This is a genomic window from Nocardia sp. CA-135953, assembly GCF_050955735.1.
Classification (GTDB): domain Bacteria; phylum Actinomycetota; class Actinomycetes; order Mycobacteriales; family Mycobacteriaceae; genus Nocardia.
Map to the genome: position 1 here is coordinate 2,345,786 of NZ_CP192082.1, position 17,111 is coordinate 2,362,896.

At 67.1% G+C, this 17,111-nt stretch carries 15 protein-coding genes; 13 read left to right on the forward strand and 2 right to left on the reverse strand.

Going from position 1 to position 17,111, the window contains the following annotated elements; genetic code table 11:
* Window positions 1-149 precede the first annotated feature (149 nt).
* The 6 genes from ACQPXH_RS10815 to ACQPXH_RS10840 all read left to right on the forward strand — a co-directional run bounded on the left by ACQPXH_RS10815 (window position 150) and on the right by ACQPXH_RS10840 (window position 6,895).
* Window positions 150-428, forward strand: coding sequence for a YlxR family protein (locus ACQPXH_RS10815; RefSeq protein ID WP_433602166.1), 279 nt, complete (start codon window positions 150-152; stop codon window positions 426-428).
* A gap of 108 nt (window positions 429-536) precedes the next feature.
* Window positions 537-3,575 (forward strand): translation initiation factor IF-2, encoded by a 3,039-nt coding sequence (gene infB, locus ACQPXH_RS10820; RefSeq protein ID WP_433602167.1) that lies wholly within the window; start codon window positions 537-539, stop codon window positions 3,573-3,575.
* 84 nt (window positions 3,576-3,659) lie between these two features.
* Window positions 3,660-3,950: a DUF503 domain-containing protein gene (locus ACQPXH_RS10825; RefSeq protein WP_433602168.1), complete on the forward strand. Its 291-nt coding sequence runs from the start codon at window positions 3,660-3,662 to the stop codon at window positions 3,948-3,950.
* Window positions 3,951-4,051: 101 nt separating this feature from the next.
* A complete protein-coding gene (rbfA, locus tag ACQPXH_RS10830) occupies window positions 4,052-4,495 on the forward strand; it encodes a 30S ribosome-binding factor RbfA (protein WP_364341538.1) in 444 nt (147 codons plus the stop codon).
* A 22-nt stretch (window positions 4,496-4,517) separates the two neighbouring features.
* Window positions 4,518-5,537 carry a DHH family phosphoesterase gene (locus tag ACQPXH_RS10835; protein ID WP_433603413.1) on the forward strand — a complete coding sequence of 340 codons (1,020 nt, stop codon included), beginning with the start codon at window positions 4,518-4,520 and terminating at the stop codon, window positions 5,535-5,537.
* Window positions 5,534-6,895, forward strand: a complete 1,362-nt coding sequence (locus ACQPXH_RS10840; RefSeq protein ID WP_433602169.1) for an MATE family efflux transporter — start codon at window positions 5,534-5,536, stop codon at window positions 6,893-6,895. Before ACQPXH_RS10835 ends, ACQPXH_RS10840 begins: the two co-directional genes overlap by 4 nt.
* Before the next feature lie 225 nt (window positions 6,896-7,120).
* Here the strand turns inward: ACQPXH_RS10840 and ACQPXH_RS10845 are convergent, their stop codons facing one another.
* On the reverse strand, window positions 7,121-7,930 hold the full coding sequence (locus tag ACQPXH_RS10845) for a hypothetical protein (protein ID WP_433602170.1): 810 nt from the start codon (window positions 7,928-7,930) through the stop codon (window positions 7,121-7,123).
* Window positions 7,931-8,041: 111 nt separating this feature from the next.
* Here ACQPXH_RS10845 and ACQPXH_RS10850 point away from each other — a divergent pair, with 111 nt between their 5' ends.
* The 6 genes from ACQPXH_RS10850 (at window position 8,042) to ACQPXH_RS10875 (ending at window position 15,063) form a co-directional block, all read left to right on the forward strand.
* Complete coding sequence (locus tag ACQPXH_RS10850; RefSeq protein WP_433603414.1) at window positions 8,042-9,847, forward strand: Hsp70 family protein; 1,806 nt, start codon at window positions 8,042-8,044, stop codon at window positions 9,845-9,847.
* A gap of 3 nt (window positions 9,848-9,850) precedes the next feature.
* Entirely contained in the window at window positions 9,851-11,950 is a 2,100-nt protein-coding gene (locus ACQPXH_RS10855) for an Ig-like domain repeat protein (RefSeq protein ID WP_433602171.1), read from the forward strand.
* Window positions 11,951-12,029: 79 nt separating this feature from the next.
* Entirely contained in the window at window positions 12,030-12,986 is a 957-nt protein-coding gene (locus ACQPXH_RS10860) for a metallophosphoesterase family protein (RefSeq protein ID WP_433603415.1), read from the forward strand.
* A gap of 172 nt (window positions 12,987-13,158) precedes the next feature.
* Window positions 13,159-13,830 (forward strand): 4'-phosphopantetheinyl transferase Npt, encoded by a 672-nt coding sequence (gene npt, locus ACQPXH_RS10865; RefSeq protein ID WP_387290021.1) that lies wholly within the window; start codon window positions 13,159-13,161, stop codon window positions 13,828-13,830.
* Window positions 13,830-14,735, forward strand: coding sequence for a tRNA pseudouridine(55) synthase TruB (truB, locus tag ACQPXH_RS10870; protein ID WP_433602172.1), 906 nt, complete (start codon window positions 13,830-13,832; stop codon window positions 14,733-14,735). Before npt ends, truB begins: the two co-directional genes overlap by 1 nt.
* Window positions 14,736-14,796: 61 nt before the next feature.
* Complete coding sequence (locus ACQPXH_RS10875) at window positions 14,797-15,063, forward strand: hypothetical protein (protein WP_433602173.1); 267 nt, start codon at window positions 14,797-14,799, stop codon at window positions 15,061-15,063.
* A 113-nt stretch (window positions 15,064-15,176) separates the two neighbouring features.
* Here the strand turns inward: ACQPXH_RS10875 and ACQPXH_RS10880 are convergent, their stop codons facing one another.
* The gene (locus tag ACQPXH_RS10880; RefSeq protein WP_433602174.1) at window positions 15,177-15,953 is read right to left on the reverse strand and encodes a metal-dependent transcriptional regulator; all 777 of its coding nucleotides are present in this window, start codon (window positions 15,951-15,953) and stop codon (window positions 15,177-15,179) included.
* A gap of 149 nt (window positions 15,954-16,102) precedes the next feature.
* Between ACQPXH_RS10880 and ACQPXH_RS10885 the strand changes: the two genes are divergently transcribed.
* Window positions 16,103-17,071: a bifunctional riboflavin kinase/FAD synthetase gene (locus tag ACQPXH_RS10885; protein ID WP_433602175.1), complete on the forward strand. Its 969-nt coding sequence runs from the start codon at window positions 16,103-16,105 to the stop codon at window positions 17,069-17,071.
* Window positions 17,072-17,111 lie beyond the last annotated feature (40 nt).

The window sequence follows — 17,111 nt, forward strand, 5'->3', positions numbered from 1 at the left end:
ATGACATGTTCGTAACTTCCGAAGGGGCGGGGTTCGGTGTTCCGAGCGGGACAGCGGTAGAGTGGTCTCAGGTTCAACGCGAGCCTTCGGTTTCTTTGCCCGAACGCATCACCGAGCTGACCCCGACGCACCGACGTCGAGCGGCTCCGATGCGAACGTGCATCGGATGCCGAAAGCGCGAGTTGGCCGACGATTTGTTGCGGATCGTGGCGCAGGACTGTGAAACCGGTGACGGTTCCGAGGTTGTTGCGATAGTTCCCGACCCGCGGCGCAGACTTCCCGGACGGGGTGCCTGGCTGCACCCCGTTTCGGTTTGTTTGCGCACCGCAGAACGACGCCGAGCATTCGGCAGAGCACTACGAGTGTCCGGAAAACTGGATATCTCAGCCCTGGAGAAGTACCTCGAGAACAGGCACGAGCACTCATGAGCACACCGTGAAGCACCAACGATGAACGTCCATCGGAGATAACCCGAGGTCGTGCGGGCCCGCCACCCCTAGGCGGAGGCACTGCTCGACCTCTCAGTGAGGAGAGCAGTGGCAGGCAAGGCCCGCGTGCACGAGTTGGCCAAAGAACTCGGTGTCACGAGCAAGGAACTACTCGCAAGGCTCAAGGAGCAGGGCGAGTTCGTGAAGTCGGCGTCCTCGACGGTGGAAGCACCCGTCGCGCGTCGACTGCGCGAGTCGGTGGCGGGGAAGTCCGCGCCGACCAACGGCACAGCGAAGTCCGGGGCCCGACCCGGTCCCGCGTCGAGCACCCCGTCCGCGAAGCCCGCCGCAGGTGGCGGTCCGCGTCCGGGCCCACGTAACCCGGCTCCCGCGCCCGCGCAGGCAGCGACCCCGGCGGCTCCGGCCGCCCGTGAGACGGCGGCTCCGGCCGCGCGTCCGTCCGACGCTGTGCGTCCCGGTCCGGCCGCACGTCCCGGTCCGGCCAAGCCCGCCGCCAGGGAGACCGCTCCGGTCCGGGAGACCCCGGCGGCTCCGGCCGCGAAGGCCTCCTCGGCGCCGAGCACTCCGGCGCAGAGCGGCCCTCGCCCGACTCCGGGTGGCGCACGTCCCGGTCAGCAGCAGCGTCCCGGTGCTCCGGCACACGGTGGTCCGCGTCCCGGTGGTCCGGGAGCCGGCCCCAAGCCGGGGCCGAAAACTCCGCGCGTCGGCAACAACCCCTTCTCGTCGGCGCCCGATCGTGAGCGTCCCGCGCCGCGTCCGGCCCCCAGCCAGGGTGGACCTCGCCCGGGTCCCGGCCAGGGACCGCGTCCGGGTCCGGCCCAGAGCGGTCCCCGTCCGGGTGGTACCCAGGGCGAGCGGCGTCCGTCTCCCGGTCAGGGTGGGCCGCGTCCCGGTGGGCCGCGTCCGAGCCCCGGCTCGATGCCGCCGCGCCCGAATCCGGGTGCCATGCCCGCGCGTTCGGCCCGTCCGGGTCCGGGCGGTGGCGCCGGTGCAGGTCGTCCGGGTCGTCCGGGTGGTGGCCCGGGTGGTGGCGGCGGTCGTCCCGGTGGTGGCGGCGGTGGCGGTGGCTACCGCGGCGGCGGTGGTGGCGGCGGTGGTGGCACGGGTGCGCCCGGTGCAGGTGCCGGTGCTCCCGCGGCCGGTGGTTTCCGTGGTCGTCCCGGTGGCGGTGGCGGCGGTCGTCCAGGTGGTCCCGGTGGCCGTGGTGGTGCGGCCGGTGCGTTCGGTCGTCCCGGTGGCGCCCCGCGTCGTGGCCGTAAGTCGAAGCGGGCGAAGCGCGCCGAGTACGAAAGCATGCAAGCTCCCGCCATCGGTGGCGTGCGGCTGCCGCGCGGTAACGGCGAGATCATCCGTCTCGCCCGCGGCGCTTCGCTGTCGGACTTCGCGGAGAAGATCGATGCGAACCCGGCCGCCTTGGTGCAAGCCCTGTTCAACCTCGGTGAAATGGTCACCGCGACCCAGTCGGTGAACGACGAGACCCTCGAGCTGCTCGGCAGCGAGATGAACTACGTCGTGCACGTGGTCAGCCCCGAGGACGAGGACCGCGAGCTGCTGGAATCCTTCGACCTGACCTACGGTGAGGACGCGGGCGGCGAGGAAGACCTCGAACAGCGTCCGCCGGTGGTGACCGTGATGGGTCACGTCGACCACGGTAAAACCCGACTGCTCGACACGATCCGTAAGGCCAACGTCCGTGAGGGCGAGGCCGGTGGCATCACCCAGCACATCGGCGCCTACCAGGTGCTCACCCATCTGGGCGATAACGACCGGCTCATCACCTTCATCGACACCCCGGGTCACGAGGCATTCACCGCCATGCGTGCCCGTGGTGCCAAGGCCACCGATATCGCGATCCTGGTGGTCGCCGCCGACGACGGCGTCATGCCGCAGACGGTGGAGGCCATCAACCACGCGCAGGCGGCCGATGTGCCGATCGTGGTCGCGGTCAACAAGATCGACAAGGAAGGCGCGAACCCGGACAAGATCCGGCAGCAGCTGACCGAATACAACCTGGTTGCCGAGGAATACGGTGGCGACACCATGTTCGTCGACATCTCCGCCAAGCAGGGGACCAATATCGAGCAACTGCTCGAGGCGGTCCTGCTGACCGCGGACGCGGCGCTGGATCTGCGAGCAAACCCGGACATGGACGCACAGGGTGTCGCCATCGAGGCGCATCTCGACCGCGGCCGAGGCCCGGTGGCGACCGTGCTCATCCAGCGCGGCACGCTGCGCGTCGGTGATTCGATCGTGGCGGGCGACGCCTACGGTCGCGTCCGCCGCATGGTCGACGAGCACGGCGACGATGTCGTCGCGGCGCTGCCGTCGCGGCCGGTCCAGGTCATCGGCTTCACGTCGGTGCCGGGCGCCGGTGACAACCTGCTCGTCGTCGACGAGGACCGGATCGCTCGCCAGATCGCCGACCGTCGCAATGCGCGCAAGCGCAACGCACTGGCCGCGCGCAGCCGCAAGCGGATCAGCCTGGAAGATCTGGATGCCGCGCTGAAGGAGACTTCGGAGCTCAACCTGATCCTCAAGGGCGACAACTCCGGTACCGTCGAGGCCCTCGAGGAGGCGCTGCTCGGTATCGAGATCGACGACGAGGTGCGCCTGCGGGTCATCGACCGCGGTGTCGGTGGCGTCACCGAGACCAACGTCAACCTGGCATCGGCGTCGAACGCGATCATCATCGGGTTCAACGTCCGGGCCGAGGGCAAGGCGACCGAGCTGGCGAACCGCGAAGGTGTGGACATCCGGTACTACTCGGTGATCTACCAGGCCATCGACGAAATCGAGAAGGCCCTCAAGGGCATGCTCAAGCCGATCTACGAAGAGGTCGAGCTGGGCCGGGCGGAGATCCGCGCGATCTTCCGTTCGTCGAAGATCGGCAATATCGCCGGTTGCATGGTCACCTCGGGTTCGGTCAAGCGCAACGCCAAGGCGCGCCTGCTCCGCGACAATATGGTGGTCGTGGAGACGGTCACGATCTCCACCTTGCGGCGGGAAAAGGATGACGTCACCGAGGTCCGCGAGGGCTTCGAATGCGGTATGACGTTGACCTACAACGACATCAAGGAAGGCGACGTGATCGAGGCCTACGAGCTGCGCGAGAAGCCGCGCGACTGATTTGTTCGTCGGTGGTCCGGCCCGTCAACGCTGGACCGGACCACCGAGACGATCTTTTCGTAGGCGCCGATACAGGAGGCTTGGGTGTACCTGGGTGCACTGGAGTTCGACATCCTGCTCGGAGATGTGCACTCGCTGAAGCAGAAGCGTTCGGTGATCCGGCCCGTGCTGGCCGAATTGCAGCGTTTCGGCGTAAGTGCCGCCGAGGGTGGGGAACAAGACCGCCACCGTCGCTCACTGCTCGGAGTCGCCATGGTCAGTTCCGGTATGGAACACCTGACCGAGGTACTCGACAAATGTGAGCGTCACGTCGCGGCTCGTCCGGAGTTAGAGTTGCTGGCAGTGCGCCGCAGGATCTTCGGACCCGAAGACTGATCTGCGGCGGGAACGACGGGCCCGGAGGCGGTAGCTTGCGTAACCACGCAGGGCCCCGGTCCCGCCGCAAAATGAACACAGCAAGTGAGGAGGGTTCAGCCATGGTGGATCAAGCCAGGGCACGCCGACTCGCCAAGCGGATTTCCGCGATCGTGGCGACCGCGATCGAATACGAGGTGAAGGATCCGCGTCTGAATTTCGTGACCGTGACCGATGCGAAGGTCACCGGCGATCTGCGCGAGGCGACGGTGTACTACACGGTGATGGGCGAAACCCTCGACGTGGAACCGGATTACGCGGCCGCGGCCGCCGGTCTGGAGAAGGCGAAGGGTGTGCTGCGCTCGAAGGTGGGCGCGGGCACCGGCGTGAAGTTCACCCCGACGCTGGCGTTCGTGCTCGACAAGGTGCCCGACGCGGCACGGGACATGGAAGAGCTGCTGGCCAGGGCGCGGGCCGCCGATGACGCGGTCGCGAAGGTGGCGGCCACCGCCACCCATGCCGGCGAGGCCGACCCGTACAAGGTCGAACGCGAATCCGACGAGTGACGAGTGGTAGACCATGACGACGATGCCCGTCGACCCGGGTAGGGGGGTCGCTGTCGATGCGGTCGATTTCGGACCGGCCCTTGCCGCATTGAACGCGGCGCGTTCGGTCACCATCCTGTGTCATGTGCAGCCCGATGCCGACACCATCGGCAGTGGGCTCGCTCTGGCGTTGGTATTGCATCGGCGCGGTGTACCGGTGTGGGTATCGTTCGCCGAGCCCGCTGAACTGCCCGCAACGATGCGGACGCTGCCCGGTGTGCAGCATCTGGTGCCGCCCGCCGATGTGCCCGCCGAGGTGGATCTGCTGGTTTCCGTGGACTGCGGCAGCGCCGGTCGGCTGGGTGCGCTGGCCGATCGATTGGCCGGGGCCCGAACGACTTTGGTGTTCGACCATCACCGGTCCAACACCCGGTTCGGGACGATCAATGTGATCGATGTGAGTGCGGAATCGACGACGAGTCTGATCGCGCGACTGCTCGATTCCTGGCGGGAGCCGATCGATGCCGAAGTGGCACATTGCCTTTACGCCGGACTGGTCACCGATACCGGATCCTTCCGCTGGGTGCGCCCCGGCACCCATCACCTGGCAGAGCGGCTACTGGCCACCGGCATCGACGGTGCCGAGATCACGCGATCGCTGATGGACACGCATCCGTTCGGCTGGTTGCCGATGCTGTCGCGGGTGCTCGGCTCGGCTCGGTTGGAGCCGCAGGCCGGTGGTGGGACCGGTCTGGTGTACGCCATTGTGCGGCGCGAGGATGTCGATGGTGTGCGCTCGGAAGAGGTGGAGAGTGTGGTCGATATCGTCCGCACCACCTCCGAGGCCGGGGTTGCCGCGGTGTTCAAGGAATCGCGCACGATTCCGGATCGGTGGACGGTGTCGCTGCGGTCGCGCGACAGTGCGCCGGGGGCGCAGGATGGTGTCGATGTGGCCACTGTCGCGACGTCTTTGGGCGGTGGAGGACATCGGTTCGCGGCCGGATACACCACTAATGGCACGTCCGAATCGGTCGTCGCGGCGCTGTTGGCCGAACTCGGGTGAGTTCGGAAGTCAGCGGGGTCGCGTCCGATCCGATCGGCGTGGCGGGGCCGCGACGGATTCTCGGACTCGCCTTGCCGACCTTGGGTGTGCTGGTGGCCGAGCCCATCTATCTGCTCTTCGACCTGGCTGTGGTGGGGCGGCTGGGGGCGTTGGCATTGGCCGGGCTTGCGGTCGGCGGATTGATTCTGGCGCAGGTCAGTTCGCAGCTGACTTTCCTCTCGTATGGGACCACGGCGCGGGCGGCGCGGCGGCATGGCGCGGGGGATGAGCGCGGTGCGATCGGGGAAGGGGTGCAGGCGACCTGGGTCGCCGTGATCGTCGGGACGCTGGTTCTTGTTGTGGGGCAGGCGATTGCGGTTCCGCTGACGAATGTGATCGCCGGTGGTGGGGACATTGCCGGGGAGGCGTTGGTCTGGGTGCGGATCGCGTTGTTCGGGGTGCCGCTGATTCTGATCGCGATGGCGGGTAACGGGTGGTTGCGCGGGGTGCAGGAAACGCGCAGGCCACTGCTGTTCGTTGTTGCGGGACTGCTGGTTTCGGGGGTGCTGTGCCCGGCGCTGGTGCACGGGTTGCTGGGTGCGCCGCGGCTGGAGTTGGCGGGTTCGGCGGTCGCGAACGCGGCGGGCCAGTCCGTGACGGCCGGGCTGTTCCTGACCGCGCTGGTGCGCGCACGTGTTCCGCTGGCGCCGCACTGGTCGGTGATGCGGGCACAGCTGGTACTCGGTCGGGATCTGATCGCTCGCAGTCTCGCATTCCAAGCCAGCTTCGTGTCGGCGGCGGCCGTCGCCTCCCGATTCGGCGCGGCATCGGTGGCCGCCCACCAACTGGTCCTGCAGCTCTGGAATTTCCTTGCCCTGACCCTGGATTCGCTCGCCATCGCCGCGCAAACCCTGGTCGGTGCGGCACTCGGCGCGGGCGATGCCACCGGAGCGCGCGGACTGTCGCGCCGCATCACCCGCTGGTCGGGCGGATTCGCGCTGGTCCTCGCGGTGGCCTTCGCGGCAGGTGCGACGGTCATCCCCGAACTCTTCACCGACGATCCGGCCGTCCTCGACCGCACCCACGTCGCCTGGTGGTTCTTCGTCGCCATCATCCCGATCGCGGGCATCGTCTTCGCCCTCGACGGCGTCCTGCTCGGCGCGGGCGACGCCGCCTACCTCCGCAACACCACCCTCGGCGCCGCTCTCCTCGGTTTCCTCCCCGCCATCTGGCTCTCCCTCATCTTCAACTGGGGCATAGCAGGCATCTGGACCGGCCTCGTAGCCTTCATGCTGCTACGTCTGGTCGCCGTGGTCTGGCGTGCAGAATCCGGCCGCTGGGCGCAAATCGGTACGGAGATCCCGCGTGTGAGTGCGTAGCCCGGTGCACCACGGTTTCGCGTCGCGCACATGTTTTCGCCGAGCGAACGTGCCTGGCGGCTAGCAGGTTTTGAGTCGTGTCGGCGAACGACCATTCCTGCTCGACGAACTTGTTTGCGGCAATGGATCGTCGGTGGTGTCGGCGGACACTCACCTGCCGAGTGAGTTCGTGTGCGGCGGGTGAGGACCCTGCCGGACGAACTTGTTTGCGGCGGGTGGCGGGTGTCAGTGGTGTCGGCGGACGACCACTCCTGCCGGACGCACCGAGCGGCCGGAGACCATCAGCCCGGTTCGGACGACCGATTCCACCGTGCGGTCCAATGCGGGATCGTCTGTCTTCGCGACATCCGCTGCTTCCATGGTGAGCGAGTCGAAGGCGTCATCGGGGCGCGGGGTGACGAGTGTGCCGCCGCGGCCGATGATGAGGCGTTCGATGCGGGTGGCGACAGCTTCGAATGCTGTTCGCTCGCGCGGGGATTCGGCGGTGGCGGCGCAGGCGGCGGTGTCGGTGTGGATGGCGAAGAGTTCCAGGACGAGCGGAAGGTCGGCGCCTGCGCGGTCGCGGGCCTTGGCTTCGACGGCCAAGCGGTCGATGGTGGTGGCTTGGCGGGCGACTACTCGGGTGAGGTCTTCGATGCGTTCCGCCAGGTGGGCGAGTGAGTCGGTGGATTCGAGCTGTGGTGTGAGGGAGTTGACAGGGAAATCGGTCTGCGGCGCGCTCAGGGCCTCGACTTGTGGCGTAAGGGGATCGGCGGTGTGACCGGCCCGTGGTACGAGGTCGGTGGGGGTCTCGGCCGGTGCTGCGGCTGGGTCGGTGCGGTGACCGGACGGTGGTGTCGCCGGGTAGGTCTCGGCCCACGGAGTGCGGGATTCGGCGGGGTGACCGGTCTGCGGTGCGGTTGAGTTGGTGAGGTTTTCGAGCGGCGGCGTGAGCGGGCTGTCGGGGTGGCTGACCTGCGCTGCGGTCGGGGCCTCTACCTGCGGCGCGGCGGGGGTGGCTGGGTTCTCGGGGGCCGGCGCGGCGGGGTCGGTCATGTTCGCACTTTAACGCGAGTTCGCCGGGGTGCCGCGATTGTTTTGGGCGGCATCGGGATCCACTGTCGGGAACTGGGCTGGTGTCGGATGTGGCTGCTACCATCGCGTCTCATGGGGGTCTACGGCATCGACCTTGGTACGACGAATTCGGCGATCGCGCGGATAGACGCCGATGGTCGGCCCGAAGTCATGATCGGTTTGAACGGCGAGGCGACCGTGCCTTCGGTCGTTTTGTTCGCGTCGGCATTCGATCATCTGGTGGGCGAGGGTGCGCGGCGGCAGGCCAGGCTCGATCCGGAGCATGTGTGCGCGCTGGTGAAGCGACGGATGGGCGATACGGATTGGCGTTTCGCCGCGCACGGGCAAACCTGGTCCGCGCCCGCGGTTTCGGCGCTGATCCTGAAAAGCCTTGCCGCAGATGTCGAGTTCGGCGGTGGCGAACCGGTGCAGCGCGCGGTCATCACCGTGCCCGCCTACTTCGGTGACGAGGAGCGGCGCGCGACCATTCAGGCGGGCACGTATGCGGGCTTCGATGTGGCGGGCGTACTCTCCGAGCCGATCGCCGCGGCATTGTCCTACGGTTTCGGCCGACTCGATGGCAACCCCGCGGTGCGAGCGACGGGCCCGGAGCCGGGAGCGCCCGGACACGCACAGTCGGCCGAAGGCGGCCCGTCGAGGGTGGCGGAGGGTGACGGGCGGGGCCACGGAGGGCACCGGGAATTCAGCACCGACGTCGGCAAGCCGGGCCCGCGCGAGACGGTCCTCGTCTACGACCTGGGCGGCGGCACGTTCGACGCGACGGTCATCGAACTCGCCGACCGCCGCATTTCGGTGCTCGCGGTCGAGGGCGATCACCAACTCGGCGGCGCCGACTGGGATGAGCGCATCGCGCTGTACCTTTCGCAGAAGTTCTGCGAGGCGAATCCGGATGCCGAAGACCCGCTGGACGATTCGGCGGGTTCGCAGATGCTGGTACTGGCCGCCGAACGCGCCAAACGCGAGCTGACCGATGCCGAGCGCACCGATGTGGTGATCGCGCACGACGGCGCCCGCGCGGTGATCCCGCTGACGCGCGCCGAAGTCGACGCGATGACCGCCTCGCTCATGCGCCGCACTATCGACCTGACCCGCGATTGCCTGACTGCGGCGAGCAAGCGCGGTGTCGCATCCGTCGACCGTCTGCTGCTCGTCGGCGGCTCTTCACGCATGCCGATGGTCGAGCGCGAGCTGCGCAAGGAATTCGGGCTCGCAGGTGAACTGCGTGATCCTGACCTCTCGGTGGCGCGCGGCGCGGCGCTCTACGGCGAAAAGCTGGAAATGGAACGCCTCGTTCTCGCCGACCTCACCACGCGCGGCCGACTGCGCGACGGCGCGAATATCGAGGACGCCGCACCGGCCGATCTGGACCGATCGATCGCCCGCGTCGCCGCCTCCTTCGGACAACCGGTGGGGCTGGTGCGCCGGATGCTCGAAATCCAGGTCGATACCGTTGTTTCGCGCGGATTCGGTGTGCTCGCGCTCGACTATCAGTACGGGCTGGCGGCGACCTGGTTGGTGCATCGCAATTCGACGCTGCCGGTGAAGGTGCGTCGTTCCTTCGGCACTGTGCGGGCCGATCAGGACGAAATCGCGCTGACCATCGTGGAACAGCAGGGCCAGGCGGCATCGGCGCGCCCCGAGGATACGAAGGTGCTGGTGGAAGGACGCATTCGCGGCATCCCCGCGGGCTATCCCGAGGGGAGCGAGGTACGGGTGACCTTCGAGATGGGCTTCGACGGCGTCCTGCGCGTCACCTGCCATCACGTCGACGCCGACATTCCGTTGGTGCTGACCGCGCAGACCGGTGCGACCCTGTCGCAAGCAGATGTGGCGCGCGAACTCGATCAGGTCCAGCGCACCCGCCGCCGCGACAGCTGAGCCGTGACCATGCAGGCGTTCGATCCGAACGACTACCGCAAGCGGGTGCTCGCCGCAGTCGAGTCCCGCGGCGGGCTCGAGGAGTCGGATCCGTTCGAGCTCTACGACATTCCGCTGGAGGAGGCGGAGTCGTTGAGCGATGTCGAGATCGCCGCTCGGGTGGCGGAGGTCTGGGGTTTCTGGCAGCGCCAGCGCGACCATCCGAAATACCGGGTGCTGGTGGGGCTGCTGGTCGACGCGCACCCCAAGCTGTCTCGCGTACTGCTGGATTCGGCGCTCCGCCGGGCGGAAGCGGCGCGAATCCGGGAGATGCGCGAGCGTCGGGATGTGGACCGCTACGAGATGCTCGACGCGGCGATCTCGCGATTGGTGCAGCGTCACGGCGGGGTTCCGGCCGGGAAGGTCCCCGGGCTGGAGGAGATCGGTGCGATGGGCGGGCTCAGTGCCGCCGAGGTCGCGACGCGATTGCACAGGCATCGCGTTATCGAGAACGCCCCCGCGCCCGCCGGTGTGCTCACCGACCAACGCAGACAGCAGATTCGGCAGTTGCTCAGCGAATGGGAACGGCTCATCGACGGTGAACCGACGCCGACGTTGTTCGCGCTGCTCCGAGTGGATCCGGCGAAGGCCGGTCAGACCCAGGAGATTCGACTGCGCGCCGAGGCATTGCGCGCGCGGTCGCGGGAGCTGCCGCCCGGTCGCATCCGAGTTGTGTTGGACGAGTTGCTGATTCACATCCACGATGTGCTCGAATCGGGTGACGCGCCGCTGCGGGAATATCTGCGGACGGTGGCCGAGGATGTCGCCAAGGAATTGCGGCCCAAGGTCAGGGCGGCGGTGCTGGTAGAGGACGAACTCGTCGGCGACGACTTCCATTATCTCCTCGACGAGGCGATGCGGTTGGGCCTCGATCGGGCCGACGCCACCCGGGTGCTCACCGAGATCGCTGCGGAACTCGGTGCGCGAGTAGCCAATTCGCCGACGACAACCGCGTCACCGCGATCCATATCGCAACCGCCCGCACCGAGACGTTGGGAACCATCGCTCAAGGCCGCCCGGGCGGCGCTGCGCGGGGGTCGCCCACAGGAAGCCGCACGGCATGTCGAGGAGGCGCACCGGCTGGTCGGGCCCGACGGGGAAGGGGTCACTCCGATCCGTTCGGTATCCGATGAGGTCGAACGGGTGCTGAACGAGGCACAGGCCCACTGGCGTGATGCCACGGTCGCGTGTGCGGCAAAGCGGTATGTCGAGGCGCTGCCGCATCTGGAACAGGTGCGCCGCACCGCATCCGATCTGCTGCCACCGAATCAGGTGCCGAGTATCGACCAGCTGCTCGCCGAGGCTCGAGCGGCCATTGCCGAGGCGGACCGGCTCGTCGCCGAGGCACAAGCCGGACGGGCCGATGCCAGGATGCGCGGGCTGCTCGCCGCGGTCGAGATATGCGCTGATCACGCCGGTGCGGCCGCCGTGCTCGCGGAGTCGCCGATCGAGGCCCCGCAGCGCGTCGAGGCCACCAGATTGGCGAATGGGTCGGTGCTCGTGGCGTGGTCGCCGATATCGACGGAAAACGTCGCCTACCGGGTGACCAGGTTGCAGCCGGACGGATCCTGGCGCGTGGTCGGCCGCACACAGGCGACCGAACTCGAAGACGGTGGCGCACCCGCCGCCGGGCAGCCGGTGTACGCGGTGGCCGCCGCTGTCGCGGGCAGATACTCCGAGATCACCCGTTCCGATACCGGGCGGGTCGCGAAATCACAAGACGGACAGGAACAAGCGCGGGACGATCCGTCGCCGGGTGGCATTCCGACCGTGACCGGACTGGCCGAACAGGCGGGGCTACTGGTCTTCACCTGGCCTATCGGGGTTACCGAAGTCATGGCTGTCGTGCGATCCGACCAACCGCCGACCACCCCGAACGACCCCGAGGCTCGCTCCTGGAAGGTCACCAATATGCGCTACGAAATCGACGGCGGCGTCCGCATCCCGCCCGATATCCCGCGACCATGTCATATCGCCATCGCATCCTGCCGCCGCGAAACGAACGGAATGCTCACGGTCGCAGCGGGTTTCGCGCCGACCGCACGGTTGCGCTGGCTCGGGTGATCGCGATCGAGAACCGGTATCGCCCATGATCATCGAGCCGAACGGCGGCAATTCCCGCGGATATGCCAATGTAGGTGTGGTGATACCCAAGTTGATGGCGGTGAGCGACATTCACGTCGGGCACCAGGGGAATCGTCCGGTCGTCGAGCAGATTCGGGCGGATTCGCCCGAGGACTGGCTCATCGTGGCCGGGGACGTCGGGGAGAAGTCCGACGATATCCGCTGGGCACTGGAGCTGCTGCGCGGCCGCTTCGCCAAGGTGATCTGGGTGCCGGGCAACCACGAATTGTGGACCACGGCGAAGGATCCGGTGCAGATGCACGGTGTCGCGCGCTACGACTACCTGGTGTCGATCTGCCGGGACCTCGATGTCATCACACCGGAGGATCCGTTCCCGGTGTGGACTGGCGCGGGGTCCGAACAGCACGGCGGTCAGGTGACGCTGGTTCCGATGTTCCTGCTGTACGACTACTCGTTCCTGCCGAAGGGCACCAAGACGAAGGCCGAGGGCCTCGCCCTGGCCCGGGAACGCAATGTGGTGGCCACCGACGAATTCCTGCTGTCGCCGGATCCGTATCTGACCCGTGATGCTTGGTGTCACGCCCGAGTGCAGGTCACCAAGCGGAAACTGGACGCGCTGCCACCCGAGACACCGATCGTGCTGATCAATCACTTCCCGCTGGTCCGCCAGCCCACCGAAGTGCTGTGGTACCCGGAATTCGCGCTCTGGTGCGGCACCGATCTGACCGCCGACTGGCACACCAGCTACAACGTGGTCTGCTCGGTCTACGGCCACCTGCACATCCCGCGCACTTCCTACTACGACAGCGTGCGCTTCGAAGAGGTGTCGCTCGGCTATCCGCGGGAATGGCAGCGTCGCGGACTGCCCGACCAGTTGCTGCGCCAAATCCTCCCGACCCCGGACTACCCGCCGGGTGCGCTGAACAAATGGGGCGGCCACTTCAAGGTGACACCCGAGATGGAGGCCGCAGCCGCCGAGATGCGCGCAAAAGCCGAGCGTCGCCGCGGCGTTTGACCGCTGTCCGGCATCGCGGCGGCAAATTTGATTCGCCACGCAACTACTGATTTGGTGGGTACATGGGTAACTCGTCGGGTACGGGCAAACTTGCCCGGCCCCTGACCGCCGGACGCCGACGCTGCTCGCGTGGCAGACGAGTCTGGCCTGAAGGTTCGGGGAGGCGGAGGAGCTGATCGAGAAAATTCTTCCCGCTGGTGTGGCTTCGGCGGAGCTCCTGGAGTATCCCGAGGATCTGCAGCCGCATCCGGCCGAGGCGCACCTCATCGAGAAGTCGGTGGAAAAGCGCCGCCGGGACTTCATCGGTGCTCGGCACTGCGCCCGGCTGGCGCTGGTGGAACTGGGTGAGGCTCCGGTCGCGATCGGCAAGGGCGAGCGGGGGGCACCGGTGTGGCCGCGCGGCATTGTCGGCAGCCTGACGCACTGTGACGGCTACCGGGCGGCGGCCTTGGGGCACAAACTGCGGTTCCGCTCGATCGGCATCGACGCCGAACCACACGGCACGCTCCCCGAGGGCGTGCTGGATTCGGTGAGCCTGCCTCCCGAGCGGGACTGGTTGGCGCGGGTCGACGGTTCCGGACTGCACCTGGACCGCTTGCTGTTCTGCGCTAAGGAAGCCACCTACAAGGCATGGTGGCCATTGACCGCACGCTGGCTCGGCTTCGAGGACGCCCACATCACCTTCACCATTGATGAGAGTTCCGATGGCGCGGGTTCGGGTACGTTCCACAGCCAGATTTTGGTGCCGGGACAGGTCACCGATGGTGGCGCGCCGCTGATTTCCTTCGACGGCCGCTGGATGATCGGCGACGGACTCATCCTGACCGCGATCGTGCACGACTGATGGCCGACATCCGGATCGACGCACTCGGCGGTCTGGTGATCGTCGACAAGGACGGCGGCTGGACCAGCCACGACGTCGTCGCGAAATGTCGAAAACTATTGCGCACCAAGAAGATCGGCCATGCCGGGACGCTCGATCCGATGGCCACCGGCGTGCTGGTGCTCGGCGTCGAACGCGCCACCAAACTGCTCGGACTGCTCACGCTGACCACCAAGGCCTACACCGCGACCATTCGACTCGGCCAGGCCACCACCACCGACGATGCCGAGGGCGAAGTGCTCTCGACCGCGTCGGCGACCCATCTCACCGATGCCGAAATCGCCACGCACACTGCGGAATTGACCGGCGACATCGAGCAGGTGCCTGCCACGGTCAGCGCCATCAAGGTGAACGGCGAACGCGCCTACGCCCGGCACCGGGCCGGTGAAGACGTACAGCTCGCCGCTCGCCCGGTCACCGTCTCGCGCTTCGATATCCTGGCCCGCCGGGATATTTCGGAGTTCGTCGATTTGGATGTGGTGGTCGAATGTTCGTCCGGCACCTACATTCGTGCCCTCGCGCGCGATCTGGGCGCCGCACTGGGCGTCGGCGGCCATCTGACCGCCTTGCGCCGCACCAGAGTCGGCCCGTTCACCCTCGAACACGCCAGAACCCTCGACGAATTGGCAGAATCCGAAAACGCGCTATTGAGTCTGGATATCGACGACGCCATCCGAACCGCATTCCCGCACCGCGATATCGATGACAAGCAGGCCGACGATCTGCGCAACGGTCGCTGGCTCGAGCCGGTCGGTGTATCCGGTGTCTACGCCGCCGTCGACCCGTCCGGCCGCGCGATCGCGCTATTGCAGGAGAGCGGTAAGCGCGCGGCTTCGGTCATGGTCGTGCGTCCGTCGAATCTTTGACCGCGCGCCGAGCGGTTCCAGCGCGCCGACGCAGATATCGCGCAGTTCGTCGCGGGTGCAGGTGCGGTTCTCCAGTATCGAGGTCACCGATGCCGATGCGGCCTGCACGGTCTTCGATATCAACGGCGACGGCAAGATCTCGGTCGAAGAACTCGAATCCCTGATCCGCCATGTCGGTGCTGGACTGATCGACGAGCCCGCCGAATCGCTGCTTGCGGCGGCAGACACGGACGGCTTCCGGTCGCCGTCCGCATTCCGTGCGCTGCTGAATTTCCTATCCCTGACCGATTCGGCGCGCGAAATTTCTACGGGGCTCGACCTGTGCTGATTCCGAGGCCCACGATGCGGGAGGTGGGTATCGGAGTTTGTTCTTGCCGCGGACGCGGTGGCCGCGGCGGCGTGCGGTGGTGACAACGAATCGTCACGACCGGCACGCGATCGTCAGTCGCTGAGCCAGATGGCTTCGGCCGCAGGGCGGCCGAGATCGATGGTGCGGTCCCCGATGCGAATCGCGATGGTGCCCGCGAAGTCTCGGCGTTCCACCACGACGATCGGCGTATCGAGGGCGATGCCGACCGAATCGAAGTAACGCAGCATATCCGGATCGGCATCGGAAATCCGTGCGACATGGCCGGATTCGTCCGCGCGGAAGTCGCTGAGCTGGCGAGCGGGCGGCGTCGGCACCGCACCGTCCACCGAAGGAATGGGATCGCCGTGTGGATCCCGGTCCGGATACCCGAGTTTCGCGTCGATGCGGGCCATCAGCAGATCCGACACCGCGTGCTCGAGCACCTCGGCCTCGTCGTGTACCTCATCCCACCCGTAGCCGAGTTCGTTGACCAGGAATGTCTCGATCAGCCGATGCCGCCGCACCATGGCGACGGCCGCCCGACGCCCGTGTTCTGTGAGGGTGATGGATCCGTACCGGGCGTGTTCGACAAGGCCCTGATCGGCGAGCTTGCGCACCGCCTCGGATACGGTGGAGGCCGAGACGCCGATCCGTTCGGCGAGCAGTTTCGTAGATACCTTTTCCTGCGACCACTCCTGAGCGGTCCAGATCACTTTCAAATAGTCCTGGGCGACCGAGGTGAGCTCCGGCGCAATCGTCGCGGTGCTGCCGTGGGGGCCTGTGGTCTCGGTCGGCTGCGCTGCGGTGTCGGCCAGCTCGCGTCGGGTTGCGATGTCTCGTTTACCGGGCACATCTTCGAGCTTATGCATTGGACTCCCGATTCACACATTCAGACACTTGAACACTGCTCACCCAGCTGAACCCGCAATTCACCCCATGTACACACTGGGCTCGGGCCGGAGTACGGATTGACACGTCCGAATACTGTTCGCCCCTCGTTTTGCGTAGGCTGCGGACTGTGCAGAGATGGCGAAGCCTCGATGAGGTACCCGCGGACTGGGGGCGGTGCGTGCTCACGATCGGCGTATTCGACGGTGTGCATCGCGGCCATGCGCAGCTGATCAGCAGGGCCGTGAAGTCCGCTGCCGCGCGGGGTGTTCCGGCGGTGTTGATGACCTTCGATCCGCACCCGATGGAAGTGGTACGCCCCGGCTCGCATCCGGCGCAATTGACCACGCTGACCCGGCGCGCGGAATTGGCCGAGGAGCTCGGCGTCGACGTGTTCTGCGTCATGCCTTTCACCCAAGAATTCATGAAGCTGACGCCGGGACGCTACGTACACGATCTGCTGGTCGAGCGGCTACATGTGACCGAGGTCGTGGTCGGTGACAACTTCACCTTCGGCAAGAAGGCCGCGGGCACCATCGAGACCATGCGCGAACTCGGTGAGCGCTTCGGCTTCGAGGTCGACGGCGTGAAACTGCTCGGCGAGCACGCTGTCACCTTCTCCTCCACCTATATCCGCGCCTGCGTGGACGCGGGCGATATGGCCGCGGCCGCCGAGGCGCTCGGCCGTCCGCATCGGGTCGAGGGCGTGGTCGTGCACGGTGACGGCCGCGGCCGTGAGCTCGGCTTCCCGACCGCGAATATCGCACCGCCCATGTACGCCGCGATTCCGGCCGACGGCGTCTACGCGGGCTGGTTCACCGTGCTCGGTCCCGGCCCGACCATCGGCACCGTGACGCCGGGGCAGCGCGCGATGGCCGCGATTTCGATCGGCACCAACCCCACCTTCTCGGGGCGCGCTCGCACCGTCGAGGCCTATGTGCTCGACAGTGAGGCCGACCTGTACGGCCAGCACGTCGCGGTGGATTTCGTCGAGCATCTGCGGGGCATGCGCAAATTCGATTCCATCGACGAACTCCTCGGGGCTATGGCCCGCGACGTCGAGAACTCCCGCAAGGTCCTCACCGCCGCCGACTCCTGACCGGATTCGGTTCGGCGTGGGGGTGTCGGGTAAGGTGGCA

Bases quoted from the DNA above. Each gene is read 5' to 3' on its own strand.
- ACQPXH_RS10815 (WP_433602166.1), top strand. From the start codon at position 150: ATGCGAACGTGCATCGGATGCCGAAAGCGCGAGTTGGCCGACGATTTG.
- rbfA (WP_364341538.1), top strand. From the start codon at position 4,052: ATGGTGGATCAAGCCAGGGCACGCCGACTCGCCAAGCGGATTTCCGCG.
- ACQPXH_RS10835 (WP_433603413.1), top strand. From the start codon at position 4,518: ATGCCCGTCGACCCGGGTAGGGGGGTCGCTGTCGATGCGGTCGATTTC.
- ACQPXH_RS10845 (WP_433602170.1), bottom strand. From the start codon at position 7,930: ATGACCGACCCCGCCGCGCCGGCCCCCGAGAACCCAGCCACCCCCGCC.
- ACQPXH_RS10850 (WP_433603414.1), top strand. From the start codon at position 8,042: ATGGGGGTCTACGGCATCGACCTTGGTACGACGAATTCGGCGATCGCG.
- truB (WP_433602172.1), top strand. From the start codon at position 13,830: ATGGCCGACATCCGGATCGACGCACTCGGCGGTCTGGTGATCGTCGAC.
- ACQPXH_RS10880 (WP_433602174.1), bottom strand. From the start codon at position 15,953: ATGCATAAGCTCGAAGATGTGCCCGGTAAACGAGACATCGCAACCCGA.